Annotated in this window: 14 protein-coding genes; 7 read left to right on the forward strand and 7 right to left on the reverse strand. The window is 63.7% G+C overall.

Annotated features, from left to right (window positions below; translation table 11 throughout):
- The first annotated feature begins 78 nt into the window (after window positions 1-78).
- From C2L65_RS17740 to C2L65_RS17760, 5 genes are all read left to right on the forward strand, one after another.
- Window positions 79-1,794 carry a SulP family inorganic anion transporter gene (locus C2L65_RS17740; RefSeq protein WP_042314395.1) on the forward strand — a complete coding sequence of 572 codons (1,716 nt, stop codon included), beginning with the start codon at window positions 79-81 and terminating at the stop codon, window positions 1,792-1,794.
- A 295-nt stretch (window positions 1,795-2,089) separates the two neighbouring features.
- A complete protein-coding gene (locus C2L65_RS17745) occupies window positions 2,090-2,488 on the forward strand; it encodes a VOC family protein (protein ID WP_007748683.1) in 399 nt (132 codons plus the stop codon).
- Window positions 2,489-2,540: 52 nt separating this feature from the next.
- Window positions 2,541-3,161 (forward strand): tat (twin-arginine translocation) pathway signal sequence, encoded by a 621-nt coding sequence (locus tag C2L65_RS17750; RefSeq protein ID WP_042314362.1) that lies wholly within the window; start codon window positions 2,541-2,543, stop codon window positions 3,159-3,161.
- A 16-nt stretch (window positions 3,162-3,177) separates the two neighbouring features.
- A complete protein-coding gene (locus tag C2L65_RS17755; RefSeq protein ID WP_042314363.1) occupies window positions 3,178-4,761 on the forward strand; it encodes a GMC family oxidoreductase in 1,584 nt (527 codons plus the stop codon).
- 80 nt (window positions 4,762-4,841) lie between these two features.
- Window positions 4,842-5,183, forward strand: a complete 342-nt coding sequence (locus tag C2L65_RS17760) for a ribbon-helix-helix domain-containing protein (RefSeq protein WP_007747228.1) — start codon at window positions 4,842-4,844, stop codon at window positions 5,181-5,183.
- A gap of 42 nt (window positions 5,184-5,225) precedes the next feature.
- On the opposite strand, the gene C2L65_RS17765 is transcribed toward C2L65_RS17760, so the two are convergent.
- A complete protein-coding gene (locus C2L65_RS17765) occupies window positions 5,226-6,287 on the reverse strand; it encodes a sensor domain-containing diguanylate cyclase (RefSeq protein ID WP_042314364.1) in 1,062 nt (353 codons plus the stop codon).
- 100 nt (window positions 6,288-6,387) lie between these two features.
- Window positions 6,388-7,311 (reverse strand): LysR family transcriptional regulator, encoded by a 924-nt coding sequence (locus C2L65_RS17770; RefSeq protein ID WP_042314365.1) that lies wholly within the window; start codon window positions 7,309-7,311, stop codon window positions 6,388-6,390.
- Window positions 7,312-7,422: 111 nt separating this feature from the next.
- Here C2L65_RS17770 and C2L65_RS17775 point away from each other — a divergent pair, with 111 nt between their 5' ends.
- A complete protein-coding gene (locus C2L65_RS17775) occupies window positions 7,423-8,064 on the forward strand; it encodes a glutathione S-transferase family protein (RefSeq protein WP_042314366.1) in 642 nt (213 codons plus the stop codon).
- A 60-nt stretch (window positions 8,065-8,124) separates the two neighbouring features.
- Window positions 8,125-10,170 (forward strand): 2Fe-2S iron-sulfur cluster-binding protein, encoded by a 2,046-nt coding sequence (locus C2L65_RS17780; protein WP_042314396.1) that lies wholly within the window; start codon window positions 8,125-8,127, stop codon window positions 10,168-10,170.
- Window positions 10,171-10,185: 15 nt separating this feature from the next.
- Here C2L65_RS17780 and C2L65_RS17785 read toward each other — a convergent pair whose 3' ends face one another.
- The 5 genes from C2L65_RS17785 to C2L65_RS17805 form a co-directional block, all read right to left on the reverse strand.
- Entirely contained in the window at window positions 10,186-10,545 is a 360-nt protein-coding gene (locus C2L65_RS17785; RefSeq protein WP_042314367.1) for a hypothetical protein, read from the reverse strand.
- 13 nt (window positions 10,546-10,558) lie between these two features.
- On the reverse strand, window positions 10,559-11,281 hold the full coding sequence (locus tag C2L65_RS17790; RefSeq protein WP_042314368.1) for an RNA polymerase sigma factor: 723 nt from the start codon (window positions 11,279-11,281) through the stop codon (window positions 10,559-10,561).
- Between the two features lie 4 nt (window positions 11,282-11,285).
- A complete protein-coding gene (locus tag C2L65_RS17795; protein WP_042314369.1) occupies window positions 11,286-11,618 on the reverse strand; it encodes a cupredoxin domain-containing protein in 333 nt (110 codons plus the stop codon).
- Window positions 11,615-12,145, reverse strand: coding sequence for a DUF4142 domain-containing protein (locus tag C2L65_RS17800; protein ID WP_042314370.1), 531 nt, complete (start codon window positions 12,143-12,145; stop codon window positions 11,615-11,617). The genes C2L65_RS17795 and C2L65_RS17800 overlap by 4 nt, the downstream gene beginning before the upstream one ends.
- Window positions 12,146-12,280: 135 nt before the next feature.
- On the reverse strand, window positions 12,281-14,092 hold the full coding sequence (locus C2L65_RS17805) for a chloride channel protein (RefSeq protein ID WP_042314371.1): 1,812 nt from the start codon (window positions 14,090-14,092) through the stop codon (window positions 12,281-12,283).
- Window positions 14,093-14,105: the final 13 nt, after the last annotated feature.

Consider the following 14,105-nt stretch of genomic DNA (forward strand, 5'->3'; position numbering starts at 1 on the left):
GGATAGGCGTCGAGGTTTCTTGCCACAGCGCAAACATTCAGGGCAGGATGCGTGGATAGCACTCCAACGTACTTGAGCATGCATAACTCAAAAGAAAAATCTTCAGCATCCCTGAGCCTTCTGAAGGGCATCCTTCCGATCGGCCGCGCGAGCGCATGGCGCGACGTGTTCTCCGGCATCTCGCTGGCGTCGATGGACATACCGCAGGTGCTTGGCTACGCGCGCATCGCCGGCATGCCCGCTGTGACGGGGCTTTACACCGTGTTTTTGCCGCTCGTCGCGTTCGCGTTCTTCGGCGCGTCGCGGCACCTCGTGGTCGCCGCCGACTCGGCCACCGCGACCATCTTCGCCAGCCGCGCGTCGACCATTGCGCCGATGGGCAGTGTCGAGTACGTCGCGCTGGCGGGCATGGTCGCCTTGCTGACGGCGGCGCTCCTGCTGCTTGCCCGGATTTTCAGGCTCGGCTTTCTCGCCGATTTCCTCTCGCGTACCGTGCTGGTTGGCTTCCTGACGGGCGTGGGCATACAGGTATCGATTGCGATGCTTGGCGACATGTTCGGCATGACCGTGCCGTATCCCTCGTCGCGAAGTCTTGCGCAACTGGTTTATGTGATTGGGCATGTCGTCCATGCGCATCTGCCGACGCTCGCGCTCACGGTACTGGTGGTGGGCGCGATTCTCATCGGCAAGCGCTTCCTGCCGCGCATGCCGATTCCCCTCATTGCCGTGATAGGCAGCATCGCCGCGAGCAAGACCTACGATTTCGCCGGGCACGGCATTACGATCCTCGGCCCGATCAGCGGCGGTCTGCCGCCGTTCGGGTTTCCTGCTGTCACGTGGCAACAGTTTCTCGACCTCGTGCCCGTGGCGGCGTCGTGCTTCGTGATGATCATTGCGCAAAGTGCTGCCGCGGCGCGCGTGTTCGCGCAGCAGTATCACGAAGAAGTGGACACCAACGCCGACATTCTCGGGCTGGCGGCGGCCAACGCCGCTGCTGCATTCAGCGGCACGTTCGTCGTCAACGGCAGCCCGACGCAGACCGCGATGGCCGAACGCGCGGGCACGCGCAGCCAGATCGGGCAACTGGCGTTCGCGGGTGTGGTCGTGGTCGTGCTGCTCTTTTTCAGCTCGTATCTGCAATACCTGCCGCATTGCGTGCTCGCCGGGATCGTGTTCACGATCGCTGTCGGTCTCGTCAATGTGCCGAGTCTCGCGGCGATCCGCGCCGAAAGCCCCGGCGAGTTCACGCTCGCGCTCATCACGGCGGCCGCCGTCGTGATGGTCGGCGTCGAGCATGGCATTCTGCTCGCCGTCGCGTTGTCGCTGCTGCGGCATGTGCGGCACAGCTATCGCCCGCATACGATGGTGATGGAACCGTCGCCCGCCAACGGCAGATGGCAGCCCGTGCCCGCGAAGCCGGGCATTATGAGCGCGCCGGGACTCATCGTGTACCGCTTCGGCTCCGATCTGTTCTTCGCCAACGATCACGTCTTCACAGCGGAAGTGATCGAACTCGTCGATGCTGCATCCGGCGATCTGCATTCGCTCGTTATCGATGCGGGCGCGATCACCGCGCTCGACTACTCGGCGGCCCTCACGCTGAGCGATCTGATTACGGATCTGCAAGACCGCAAGGTGGCTGTCATCTTCGGGCGAGTGAATCCTTATCTGCGCGCCGATATGGACCGGCATCGCATTACGCAGGTCGTCGGCGAATCGAACGTATTCGACACGCTGCATGAAGCGCTCGCGCATGCGGGCATCAGCCCGCCGCACGAGGTGAACGCTTTGTAGGCTCGCTGTCATCAGGCAGATGGCGCATCGCAGCAGCCACGCTGCGACATTCGCACGGGCCTATCGCTTACCCTGGATCGCGCGTCGAACAGTGGCATGCGCCGTCCGCGCATGCTGCGCCGCACTTCATTGCCCATAGGCGCATCGCATCGTCTTCACACTCGAAGACATCTTCCGATCCCATCGCACCCGCACGCATCTGCAACATAGGGCAAGTCCCTAAGCGCATTTAGCCCTGCATTACCACGGCGCACATCGCCCTCCTACACTCAGCATCAAACGGAGGAGGGACGACATGGCCAAGATGATCCACACGATGGTCCGCATTCAGGATCTCGACCGCTCGCTGAAGTTCTATCAGCGTGCGTTCGGGCTCGAGCCTTCGCATCGGCTCGATTTTCCGGACTTCTCGCTTGTCTATCTGCGCAACGACGAATCCGACAACGAGATCGAACTCACCTGGAACAAGGGACGCGAAGACGCGTACTCGCATGGCGACGGTTACGGGCACGTCGCGTTCGTCGTCGACGACGTGAAGCGCGAGCGCGAGCGTCTCCTGCAACTCGGCATGACGCCGAACGACGTGCGCGAATTCAAGAACGACGACGGCGCCTTGCTAGCGCGTTACTTCTTCATTCAGGACCCGGACGGCTACAAGATCGAAGTACTCGAACGGCACGGGCATTACCAATAGAAAGCCGCGCATGACGCGGTACCCCCACAACACAACCATCAAGGAGACAGGCATGAGTCACAGAGTGATTCCAATCGCCGCAACGTCTGCCACGGCTCATGAGCCGGATGCACCGCATGCGCCGCGCTCGCTGGCGAGGCGCGAGTGGCTCAAGGGCACGGGTGTGCTGATCGGCACGCTCGCGTTCCCGTCGATACTCGCGACGCTTGCGCCCAGCCGCGTATGGGCGCTCGAAATGCAGGCGCTCGATACGCATCAAGGGGCGGTGCTGCTCGCCTTCGTCAAGCAGCAGTACCCGCACAAGACGCTCGACGACGCGGTCTATGCGCTCGTCGTCAAGGACCTCGATGCGAAGGCGCAGAAAGATCCCGCCGCGCGCCAGACACTCGCCGATGGCGTGAAGCAGCTCGACGCGCTCAATGGCTCGGACTGGACCAAGCGCTCGCCCGCCGAGCAGGCGCGCGATGTCGCCGCGATGCAGAAGACGCCGTTCTTCACGACCGTGCGCACGACGGCCATCGTCTCGCTGTACAGCAACGACATGGCCTACGCGCACTTTGGCTACGGCGCGGCGCAAGGCGACGGCGGCTATCTGACCAAGGGCTTCAACGATCTGGCGTGGCTGCCGAATCCGCCCGCCGCCGCGAGCGGTCCGATTCCCACCGACAGCTGAGCAACGGAGACCTGACATGGACGACAACAACAAGGTGCATTTCGCGCACAACGATGCGCGCGCCGTGGTCATCATCGGCTCCGGCGCGGGCGGCGGCACGCTGGCGAACGAGCTGGCGCAAAAGGGCATCGACGTGATCGTGCTCGAAGCGGGCAAGCTGCATACGCAAGGCGATTTCACCACTGACGAATGGGGCTCGTTTTCGATGCTGTCGTGGCTCGACAAGCGCACGACGTCGGGCACGTGGCGCGTTGCCACCGACTTCCCGAACCTGCCCGCGTGGATCTGCAAGACCGTCGGCGGCACGACGACGCACTGGGCGGGCGCGAGCCTGCGCATCAAGCCCCACGAATTCAAGGCGAAAACGAATTACGGCACGATCAAGGACGCGAACCTGCTCGACTGGCCCGTGACGGGCGAGGAAATGGCGCCGTGGTACGACCGCGCCGAAAAGAAAATGGGCGTTACGCGCACCAACGGTTTACCTGGGCTGCCCGGCAACAACAACTTCAAGGTGATGTACAACGGCGCGACGAAGGTTGGCTACAAGGAATGCAACACCGGCCACATGGCGACCAACAGCATCGTGCGCGACGACCGCGCGCATTGCTTTCAGCGCGGCTTCTGCTTCCAGGGCTGCCGCACAGGCGCGAAATGGTCGACGCTGTACACGGAGATTCCGCGCGCGCAGGCCACGGGCCACATGGAATTGCGCACCCAGGCGCAGGTCGTGAAGATCGAAACGGATGCGAAGGGCAAGGCAAGCGCCGTCGTCTATTACGACGCCGCTGGCAAGCTGCAACGCCAGAAGGCACGCATCGTCGCGGTGGCGGGCAATGCGATCGAAACGCCGCGTCTCTTGCTGAATTCGCATTCGAGCCGCTTCCCTGACGGGCTGGCGAATTCGTCGGGACAGGTGGGGCGCAACTACATGCGTCACACGACGGGCTCCGTCTATGCCGTGTTCAACGACAAGGTCGACATGTACAAGGGCACGACGATGGCGGGCATCATCGAAGACGAAGCGCGCTTCGATACGTCGCGTGGTTTCGCGGGCGGCTATCACATGGAGACGGTGTCGCTGGGGCTGCCTTTCTATGCGGCGTTTCTCGACCCCGGCGCCTGGGGCTCGGACTTCACGCAGGCAATGGACGCGTATCCGTACACGGCGGGCATGTGGATCGTCGGCGAGGACATGCCGCGCGAGACCAACCGCGTCACGCTGAATACCGACGTGAAGGATCAGTACGGCCTGCCCGTGCCCAACGTGCATTTCGACGACCATCCGAACGACGAAGCGATGCGCGAGCACGGCTTCAAGCAGGGCAGCGCCGTGTATCAGGCAGCGGGCGCGAAGACCGTGTATAAGGTGCCGCCCTATCCGTCGACGCACAACCTCGGCACTGCGCGCATGAGCGCGAAGCCGCAGGACGGCGTGTGCAACCGTTTCGGCCAGACGCACGACGTGCCGAACCTGCTCATCTCCGATGGCAGCCAGTTCACGACGGGCGCGGCGGAAAACCCGACGCTGACTATCGTGACACTGGCGATCCGTCAGGCCGACTACATCGCAGGGCAGATGAACAGGCGCACAATCTGATCGACGCACGTGAACTCATCGAGTGCGGCAGGCGGGCGCGATGGCCGCCGCCGCACTCATACGAACAATGGAGACAAACCATGTGCAATGTCTACGTGAACGCGGACCCGATCCTGTACGAATCGCGCACGCGCTCGCTGCGCATCCACGGCGTGATCACGACTGTGCGGCTGGAGAATCTCTTCTGGGACGTGCTGCATGAAATCGCGTCGCGCGAGAACATGACGACCACGCAATTCGCCGTCAAGCTCTACGACGAACTCATCGCGCTGCGCGGTGAAGTGCCGAGCAATTTTGCGTCGTTCCTGCGCGTGTGTTGCTTGAGGTATCTGTCGATCGTCGCGGGCAAAAGCGAGTTAACCAGCTTTCCCGTCCCCATTCCCGTGCCCGAGGTGAAGCCGCGTGTGCTGAAGACGGTGTGATCCGTCGCGGCGTTTCTTTCGCAGAGTCAGCGAATTCGCGCCTCAGCGTGAGTGCGTGCGGAACGCCTCACCACCCAGGCTCGCGCGATCGACGGCGACGATGCGATTGCGGCCGTTGTCCTTCGCCTGATACAGCTGCGCGTCGATCAGGTTGATGAACGCGGTCGTGTCCATCCCGCCGGACAAACCATTCGGCACGATGGTGCCCACGCCGAAACTCGCCGTCACGCGCTGTTGATGCGGCGAGCGCACATGCGCGATTGCCTCGGCATCGATCAGATCGCGGCAGCGTTCGGCCATCTTCACGGCGGCATCCGCGTCCGTGTCCGGCAATACCAGCACAAATTCCTCGCCGCCGAACCGTCCGAGAAAATCTCCGGAACGCGCGGCCTGTGCGAGCACGCCCGCGACGCGCTTCAGGCATTCATCGCCCTGGAGGTGGCCGTAGTAATCGTTGTAGGCCTTGAAGAAGTCGATATCGATCATGATCAGCGACAGCGGCTTGCCGCTTTCCTGACCCGCAGCCCACTCGCGCTGCATCACGGCGTCGAACATGCGGCGATTGCCCGCGCCCGTCAGTCCATCCTTGAACGACAGGTCTTCGAGTTCCTTCTGCAGACGCGCGAGCTTTTCTTCCGTGCGCTTGCGTTCGCTGATGTCGAACATGAAGCCGATCAGCGAATCGACGCCGCCATCGGGCTTGCGCACCACATGCACGACGTCGCGCAGCCACACGTAGCCGCCGTCTTTCGTCAGCGCGCGGTAGTCCGCTTCGTGATCGGTGCCCGCCTGTGACTGCGCGACGCAAAACTCGACCACCTTCTGCCGGTCGTCGGGGTGCATCCGTTCGGCCCAGTCATTGACCGTTTTCCACGACGACGGCGCCCAGCCGAGCAGCGCCTCGATCTGCGGACCGATGTAGGTGAAGGCCATCGTCGCCCAGTCGATCTTCCACGGGATCGCTTTGGTCGATTCGAGCAGCGTGCGATACACGGCGCTGTCGTGTTCGAGCCGCTCGCCTTCGGCGCGCATGCTGGCGCTGGCATCGTCATGGCGCAGAAACGCGGCGCCGAGCATGTCTTGCGTGTCGTCGATGTTTTTCATGGTCGCTTCGTGATTGTCGATTGCGCCTGATGGCGCGACTCGCCATGTCAACGGCACGGCGGCATCGTTTCTTGATCGGCTGAAACCCGGACGGACAATTCTACTGATGCAGTGGCGCCGCGTCGCGCGCGAGGTACGTCCTGAACGTCTCGATCAGCGCACGGACCTTGGACGGCGTGTGCTGCGTCGGCGGAAACACGGCCTGGATACCCGCCGGTTCCGTCGACCATTCGGGCAGCAGCCGAACGAGGCGTCCCGCTGCGACGTCGTTGCTGATCGAAAAGTCTGTCAAGAGCCCCAGTCCGCCGCCCGCGAGCGTCGCCGCGCGCGCGGCTTCCGCCGTGTTCACGAGAAACGCGTTTTCGCAGCGCACGCTTTCTGTGCTGCCGTTCGTGTGGCGCAAGTCGAGCGTTTGCGGGCGCGGCAGCACCGTCAGCGCAACGAAAGGCAGCGCGGGGAGATCCGCGGGCGTTTGCGGCTCGCCCCACGTCTCGATGAATCCCGGGCTCGCCACGACCCATTTCTCGAAGCCGCCGAGCGTCACCGCGCGATAGTTCGAGTCCGCGAGACGCCCGAGCCGGATCGCGACGTCGATGCCATCCGCGATCAGATCGACGACGTGGTCGCTGCACAGCAGTTCGATATCGAGCCGTGGATGCGCGCGGCGCAGTTCGACCAGCACGGGCGCGACCACGAGCGTGCCGTAGTCGATCGGGCAACTCACGCGCAGCGTGCCGCGCACGGGCGCTTCCTCGCCGCCGATTTCAGCCAGCGCTTCCTCGGCGGCGCGCAGGATCTTCACGCTCGCGTCGTAGAACGCGCGGCCCGCCTCGGTGATGCCGAGACGGCGCGTCGTGCGTACCAGCAGGCTCGCGCCCACTTCCGCTTCGAGCCGCTGCATGTGCGTGCTGACCATCGTTTTCGCGAGCCCGAGCCGCGTGGCGGCCGCCGTCAGCGAGCCCGCTTCGACCACGGCGACGAAAACGGCCAGCCGGTTCAGGTTCACGTCGCGCACGTCGGCCATGTCGATTGTCCACTTTCAGATGATTGTGTTTTCAAGGTTATCAGGCTTCTTCGGCCGTGCGCCGTGCATTAACCTTCGTATTGTCCAATATGACTGAACCCGGAGTGACGAATGCCCGCAGCCAAGCCCGCCCAGCCGATCCGCCTGTACACGACCCTGCTATCGGGTCATGGGCATCGCGTGAAGCTGTTCCTGACTTTGCTCGACCTGCCGTTCGAAGTGATCGAACTGGACATGCGCGCCGGTGACAACCGCAAGCCCGAGTATCTGGCGCTGAATCCGTTCGGCCAGGTGCCCACCATCCAGGACGGCGACGTGACGCTGTTCGATTCGAACGCGATTCTGGTGTATCTGGCAAAGCGCTACGGCGACGCATCATGGCTACCGGAAGACGCGCTCGGCGCGGCGGCCGTGCAGCGCTGGCTGTCGCTGGCGGCCGGGCAGATCGCGTTTGGCCCGTGCTCCGCGCGGCTCGTCACCGTGTTCGGCGCGCCGTTGAATCATGAAACGGCGAAGGGCATCGCGGTGAAGCTGTTCGACGTGATCGAGCGTGAACTGGCGACCAAGCCGTTTGCAGCCGGCGAGCACGTGACGATCGCCGATATCGCCGCGCACACGTATATCGCGCACGCGCCGGAAGGCGGCGTGTCGCTGGAGCCGTATCCGAACATTCGCGCGTGGCTGCGCCGCGTGGAGGCGCTGCCGCGCTTCATCGCGATGCCGGCGACGAAGGCGGGGCTGCTCGCCGAGTAGTCAGCGACGAGCGGTTCCGTACGACGCAACATGCTGACGTATTGCCTGCAGGAGCCTGACATGTCCGATTTCATTCCTCTGAACGGCTGGGGCCTCGACACCTCGCCGTTTCACGCCGACGAACTCGCCGCGCAGCGGCTCGCAGGCGTGGACAGTCAGGCGAACTCGTCGGGGCGGCGCAGCATTCGCCGCTACATGCCGGACCAGCACCGCGAGTTCTTCGCGCAGCAGCCGTTCATGGTGTTCGGCGGCGTCGACGCGAGCGGGCAGCCGTGGGCGACGATTCGCACGGGCGAACCGGGCTTCGTGTCGTCGCCGGATGCGCGCACGCTGCGCATCGACAGTCGCGCGTTGCCCGGCGATCCGCTCGGCGCGCGTTGGCAGACGGGCGCGATGATCGGCGGCCTCGGCATTCAGCCGCATACGCGGCGGCGCAACCGGATCAATGGCGTCGTGACGGGCGTGGACGGCGATATGGTTACGCTCGAAGTGACCCAGAGCTTCGGCAACTGCGCGAAGTACATTCAGGGGCGCGTGCCGACCTTCATCGACCGTGCTGATGGTGGCGTTTCAGTGCCGCAGGAAATCTCGACGCACTTGAGCGACGCGGACCGCGCGTTCCTTGCGCGCGCTGACACCTTCTTCATCGCAAGCGCGAATATGGCGGACGACGCGGGCTTTGCGCGCGGCGTCGACGTGTCGCATCGTGGAGGCGCGCCGGGCTTCGTGCACATCGACGACGCCGCGACGCTCACCACGCCCGACTTCACGGGCAACAAGTTCTTCAATACGATCGGCAATCTGCTGCACGATCCGCGCGCGGGACTGCTGTTCATCGACTTCGCGAGCGGCGATCTGCTGTATCTCGCCGTGCGCGCCGAGATCATCTGGCAGGGCGCCGAACTTGCCGCTTTCGAAGGCGCAGAACGGCTGATGCGTTTTCATGTGCAGGAAGTGCGACGCAGCAAGAGCGTGCTGCCGTTTCGCTGGTCCGATGTCGAATACGCGCCGCAATTCGCGGCGGCAATTCGCAAGGCCGCTGCCGTGTCACCGTGGCACAAGCTGAAGGTGGCGGCTGTCGTCGAAGAGACGGCTTCCATTCGCTCTTTCTATTTCGAATCCACGGATGGCGCGCCGTTGCCTGCGTATCAGCCGGGCCAGTATCTGCCGATTCGCGTACACGTCGAAGGACGCGATGTGCCGTTGACGCGCACCTATACGCTGTCCGGCGCGCACGACCCGCGCCGTTACCGGATCAGCGTGAAGCGCGAGGGCATCGCGTCGAACTGGCTGCACGATCATTTCGCGGCGGGCATGGAGATCGACGCAATGGCGCCGCGCGGCGCATTCGTCTACGACGCGCACAGCCCGCGGCCGGCGGTGTTCATTTCCGCCGGCATCGGTATCACACCGATGATCGCGATGCTGAACCACGAACTGAATGCGCGCGTCGCGGACAAGGGTCAGGCGAAGCGGCTGTTCTTCTTTCACGGTGCGCGCAGCGATCGCGAGCGTCCGTTCAGCGCGCATCTGAAAGACGTGGTGACGCAGTATCCGTCGGTGTCGATGCATCTGTTCGACAGCGCAGCGAGCGAGCCTGCTGAAGGCATCACGCAAGGTCGCGTGGACATTGCTGCTTTAAAGCGCGCGCTGCCATTCGACGACTACGACTTCTATTTATGCGGCCCCGAGCAGTTCATGCGCGACCTGTACGAAGGTTTGCGCGCGCTGAACGTCGCTGACGAACGCATCCGTTTCGAAGCGTTCGGCCCTGCCAGCGTGAAGCGCACGCCGACGCTGGCCGAACCCGTCGCGGAAGAAAAAGCCGAAGCAGGCGGCGCGCAAGTGACGTTCGCGCGATCGCAACGCACCGTCCAATGGCTGCCGAAGCATGGCAGCCTGCTCGACTTCGCGGAAAAACACGGCATCGAAGCGCAATCGAGTTGCCGTTCAGGCATGTGCGGCACGTGTTCGACGAAAGTGTTGTCGGGACAGGTCGCTTACGACGGCGAAATCGAAGCGGAAGTCGCGGACGGTTGCGCGTTGATCTGCATGGCGCATCCCGTTGCGGGAGGAGAGCGCGCGAGCCTGACGCTGGACCTTTGAGCTTAGCGGTTCAGGTCACTTGCCTGCGCCCGTCGAAGGTATGCACGTGAGGACCAGCGAACTGCCGTTGCCCGCTTCGGCGCTCAACATCGCGCGATGAAACTCGCGGTGATCGCAGGACCATGTCGCGGTGAAATCGCGCGCGCATGACGCTCGCTGCGTTGAATCGAGCCGCGTGTGTACGATGTAGCGGCAAGTCGCGCGATCGTTGCAGTGCTTCGCGAGATCGCGCGTGGCGTTGCCTGTTGCTGCGCCGCAATTCGCGCCATACGTGCCCGATTCAATGCGGATGCGTTCCGCTTGAGCTTGCGCTTCAAGGCCGAAGACGGAAGCAGCGAAAGTGACGATCACAAGCAAACCGGCTCTTCGCGCCATGGCGTTTCTCCTGCTATTCGTCGCGCAATCGCGCCAGCACCGAAGCGACGATGCGGTCGCAATGCGCGCCGCCGAACTCGAATAGCGCCGGACCCAACTTTTCCACTTCGTCCGCAAGCGATTCGCGCAATAGCACTTTCGCCCTGAAATGACGACTGCGCACCGTGGCTTCAGGAATGTCGAGGCATTGCGCTGTTTCTTCGACGCTCATCTCTTCGACCGAACGCAGCACGAATACCGTGCGAAAGCCGGAGGGTAGCGCGTCGAGCTTTCGTTCGAGCAGCGCGCGAATTTCCGCGCGGGACGCCGCCTGGTCGGGCGCGTGGTGGTCGTGGGCGTTCAGCGTGTCCATGATGGATGACATGTGCTCGTCGTCGGGACAATCGTGGAGCATCGGCAGCACGTTCTGGCGCCGCGCTTCCCGGCGCATCCGCGCGAAGCATTCGTTCAGCACGAGACGGGAGAGCCATGTGAAGAGCCGCGCATCGCCGCGAAACTGCAAGATGGACCTATAGGCGTTCAGATACGCGTCCTGCAATGCGTCTTCCGCTTCGGCATCGTTGCGCAGCGTGGCGCGCGCAAGACGATAGAGACGCCGGTTGTGGCGGCGCATCAGCAACTCGAATGCGGTGCGGTCGCCCGCGACGATGCGGCGCACGATATCCGCGTCGTCGTCGTCGGAACGTGGTGTCGAAGCGGCTTGCGCCGTCATGCCGTTCATCGTGTCGCTCTTCATGTCGTCATGGTGCCGGTTCGACGATTAGTGTGCCATGCATCGTCGGATGAAAGATGCAGCGGTACGTATAGCGCCCAGGCGTGCTGACCCGATAGCGCCATGATGCGTCGGGCGCAATGCTTCGGGAGTCGAAGCCTTTCGCGTCGGTGCTTGCCGTGTGCGCGACGAGATCCTTGTTGACCCACACGATCTCGTCGCCGCGATGCACGGTCAACGTGGGTGGGTTGAAGCGCATCTGCTCGATCGTCACCACATAAGCGCCGGCAAACGCAGGCGCAGCAAACGCACACCAGGCCATTGTGAACCCGCGCAGCACAGCGTTGCGCACGCGGCTCATTGCGCTTGCGGCAGCGATGCCTGCACCATCTTCGCGTGATCGAGATGGGCTACGAACGCGGGCCTGACCTTCACCAGCAGCGCTTTCAGTTCGGCGTTCTGCGCGGATGGGATCAGCGTCTTGTCGAGCGCATCGATCACGTTCTGGTGATACGTGACTTCATGATCGATATACGCGCGATCGAACTTCGCACCTTGCAGCGGCTTCAGATTCGCGATGTTCGCTTCGCCGCCCTGTTTGAGGCTGTCGCTGGTCGGGTTCGTTTCGGGCTTGACGCCGAGCCTGTGTACGAGATCGACGGCCGCCTTGTTGACGCCCGTATGATCCGTGACCATTTGCTGCGCGAACGATTTCACGTCCTTCGAATGCGTCTTCGATTCGGCGAGCTTGCCCGCGTCGATATCGGCCTGATTCGCGGCGACGACGATGGCGGCGATTTGCGGATCGGTCGGACCTGCGCTTTGGGACCAGGCGGGAGCGCCTGCGAGTGAAAGCGCGGTGAGCAGTAGCCAGTGTACGGATTTCATTTGAAGCTCCTCGAAGATGTGCGGCCTGCCTTCTTGGGCCCGAAGGGCAGGCGCTCGGGCACGTTTCGAGGAGTTAGATGTCACGAGCCGGAAGGCTGTTCCGGCTCGCGGGTTTCACTGCTGTCGCTATAGACCTTAGCCGTGCGTGCGCGTTTTGCGCACTGGCGGGAAATGCTTTTTGCCCGACGTAAAGCTCAAACGCCGAAAGCGCTCGCGCTTGTGCTCTTCCTCGAAGTGCGCGACGGAAGGCTTCACGAGATCGCTGCGCGACACGACGCCGAGCAGCTGCATCGAATCGCGATCGACGACGACGGGGAGCCGTTCAAGATCGTGTACGGCAAGACGCGTCGCGACTAGCCGGCAGGTTTCGTCGGGCAGCGCGACGACGGGCGCCGCGCCTTTCAGCACGTCGGCGAGCGGCGTATCGAGCGTATGTTGCGTCGAACCTTCGCGGACGGCATCGAGCATCGCGCGGTCGACGATGCCGAGCACCGCGCCGTTCGCGCGCACGACGGGATACGCACGCCGCTTCTGCGTGGCGCCGAAATACGCGGCGAGTGCGTCGCGCACGCTGCGCGCGCCGTCGATCGAATCGATCTTTTGCGTCATCACTTCATCGACGTAATGCCGTTCGAGCGGATCGACGCCGTACTCGCGATAGATGTGATAACCGCGCCGCGCGATCTTCTCGGTCATGATCGAGCGCTTCATCACGACGGTTGCGAAGCCGTGCGCGACCAGCGTCGCGGCGAGCAGCGGCAGCAGCGCGTTGCTGTCGTGCGTGAGGCCGAAGGCGAACACGATGGCCGTCAGCGGCGCGCCCAGCGTGGCGCCGAGCGTCGCGGCCATGCAGACGAGCGGCCACAGCGCGGGCTCGTTGCCCGGCAGCACGTGGCCGAGCACGGTGCCGAGTCCCGCGCCGAGCATCAGCAGCGGCGCGAGCACGCCGCCCGACGTGCCGGAGCCGAGCGCGATCACCCAGATCACCGCCTTCACGACGAGAATCGCCACCGCGACTTGCAACGCGATATGTTGATGCAGCAGATCGCCGATCACGTCATAGCCGACGCCGAGCGCACGCGGCTCGATAAATCCGCCGATACCCACCGCCAGCCCGCCGATGGCAGGCCACCACATCCAGTGCAGCGGCAGCTTGTGAAACAGGTCTTCCGTCTTGTAGAGCGCCGCCGACAAGCCCGATGCGAGCGCCCCCGACAACAGTCCCGCGATCACGCACGACACGAGCGAAATGGCCGTCGGCGGTGCGGTTTGAAGTGCAAACAGGGGATCGGTGCCGAAGAAGATCGCGCGCGCGAAACCGGCGACAGCGCAGGCCAGCGCGACGGGCAAGAAGCTGCGCGGCCGCCATTCGAACAGCAACAGTTCGACGGCGAGCAGCACGGCGGCGACGGGCGTGCCGAACACGGCCGTCATGCCCGCGGCGGCGCCCGCGACGAGCAGCGTCTTGCGTTCCGCCGAAGTCACTTTCACGCACTGCGCGATCAGCGAGCCGAGCGCGCCGCCCGTCATGATGATCGGGCCTTCCGCGCCGAACGGGCCGCCGCTGCCGATCACGATGCCCGACGATAAGGGCTTGAGTACGGCGACTTTCGGCGACATGCGGCTCTTGCCGAACAGGATGGCTTCGATCGCTTCGGGAATGCCGTGTCCGCGAATCTTCTCCGAGCCAAAGCGCGCCATCATGCCGACGATCAATCCGCCGATCACGGGAATCACGATCACCCACGCGCCGAGCGTATTCGTGGCAGGCGAACGATCGGCGAACGAAAAGCTGCCGAAGAAGAACAGGTTGGTGAACAGATGAATCAGGCTCAGCAGCACGTATGCAGCAAGCGTGCTGAGCAGGCCGATGCCCGCCGCCAGCGCCGAAATGCCGGGCAAGCGCGAGTTGCTGGAGAAGTCCCGCTTGTGAGAGTTGTCGCTCATGAGTGGTGTGTCG

It is taken from the genome of Paraburkholderia terrae (genome assembly GCF_002902925.1).
Lineage (GTDB): Bacteria > Pseudomonadota > Gammaproteobacteria > Burkholderiales > Burkholderiaceae > Paraburkholderia > Paraburkholderia terrae.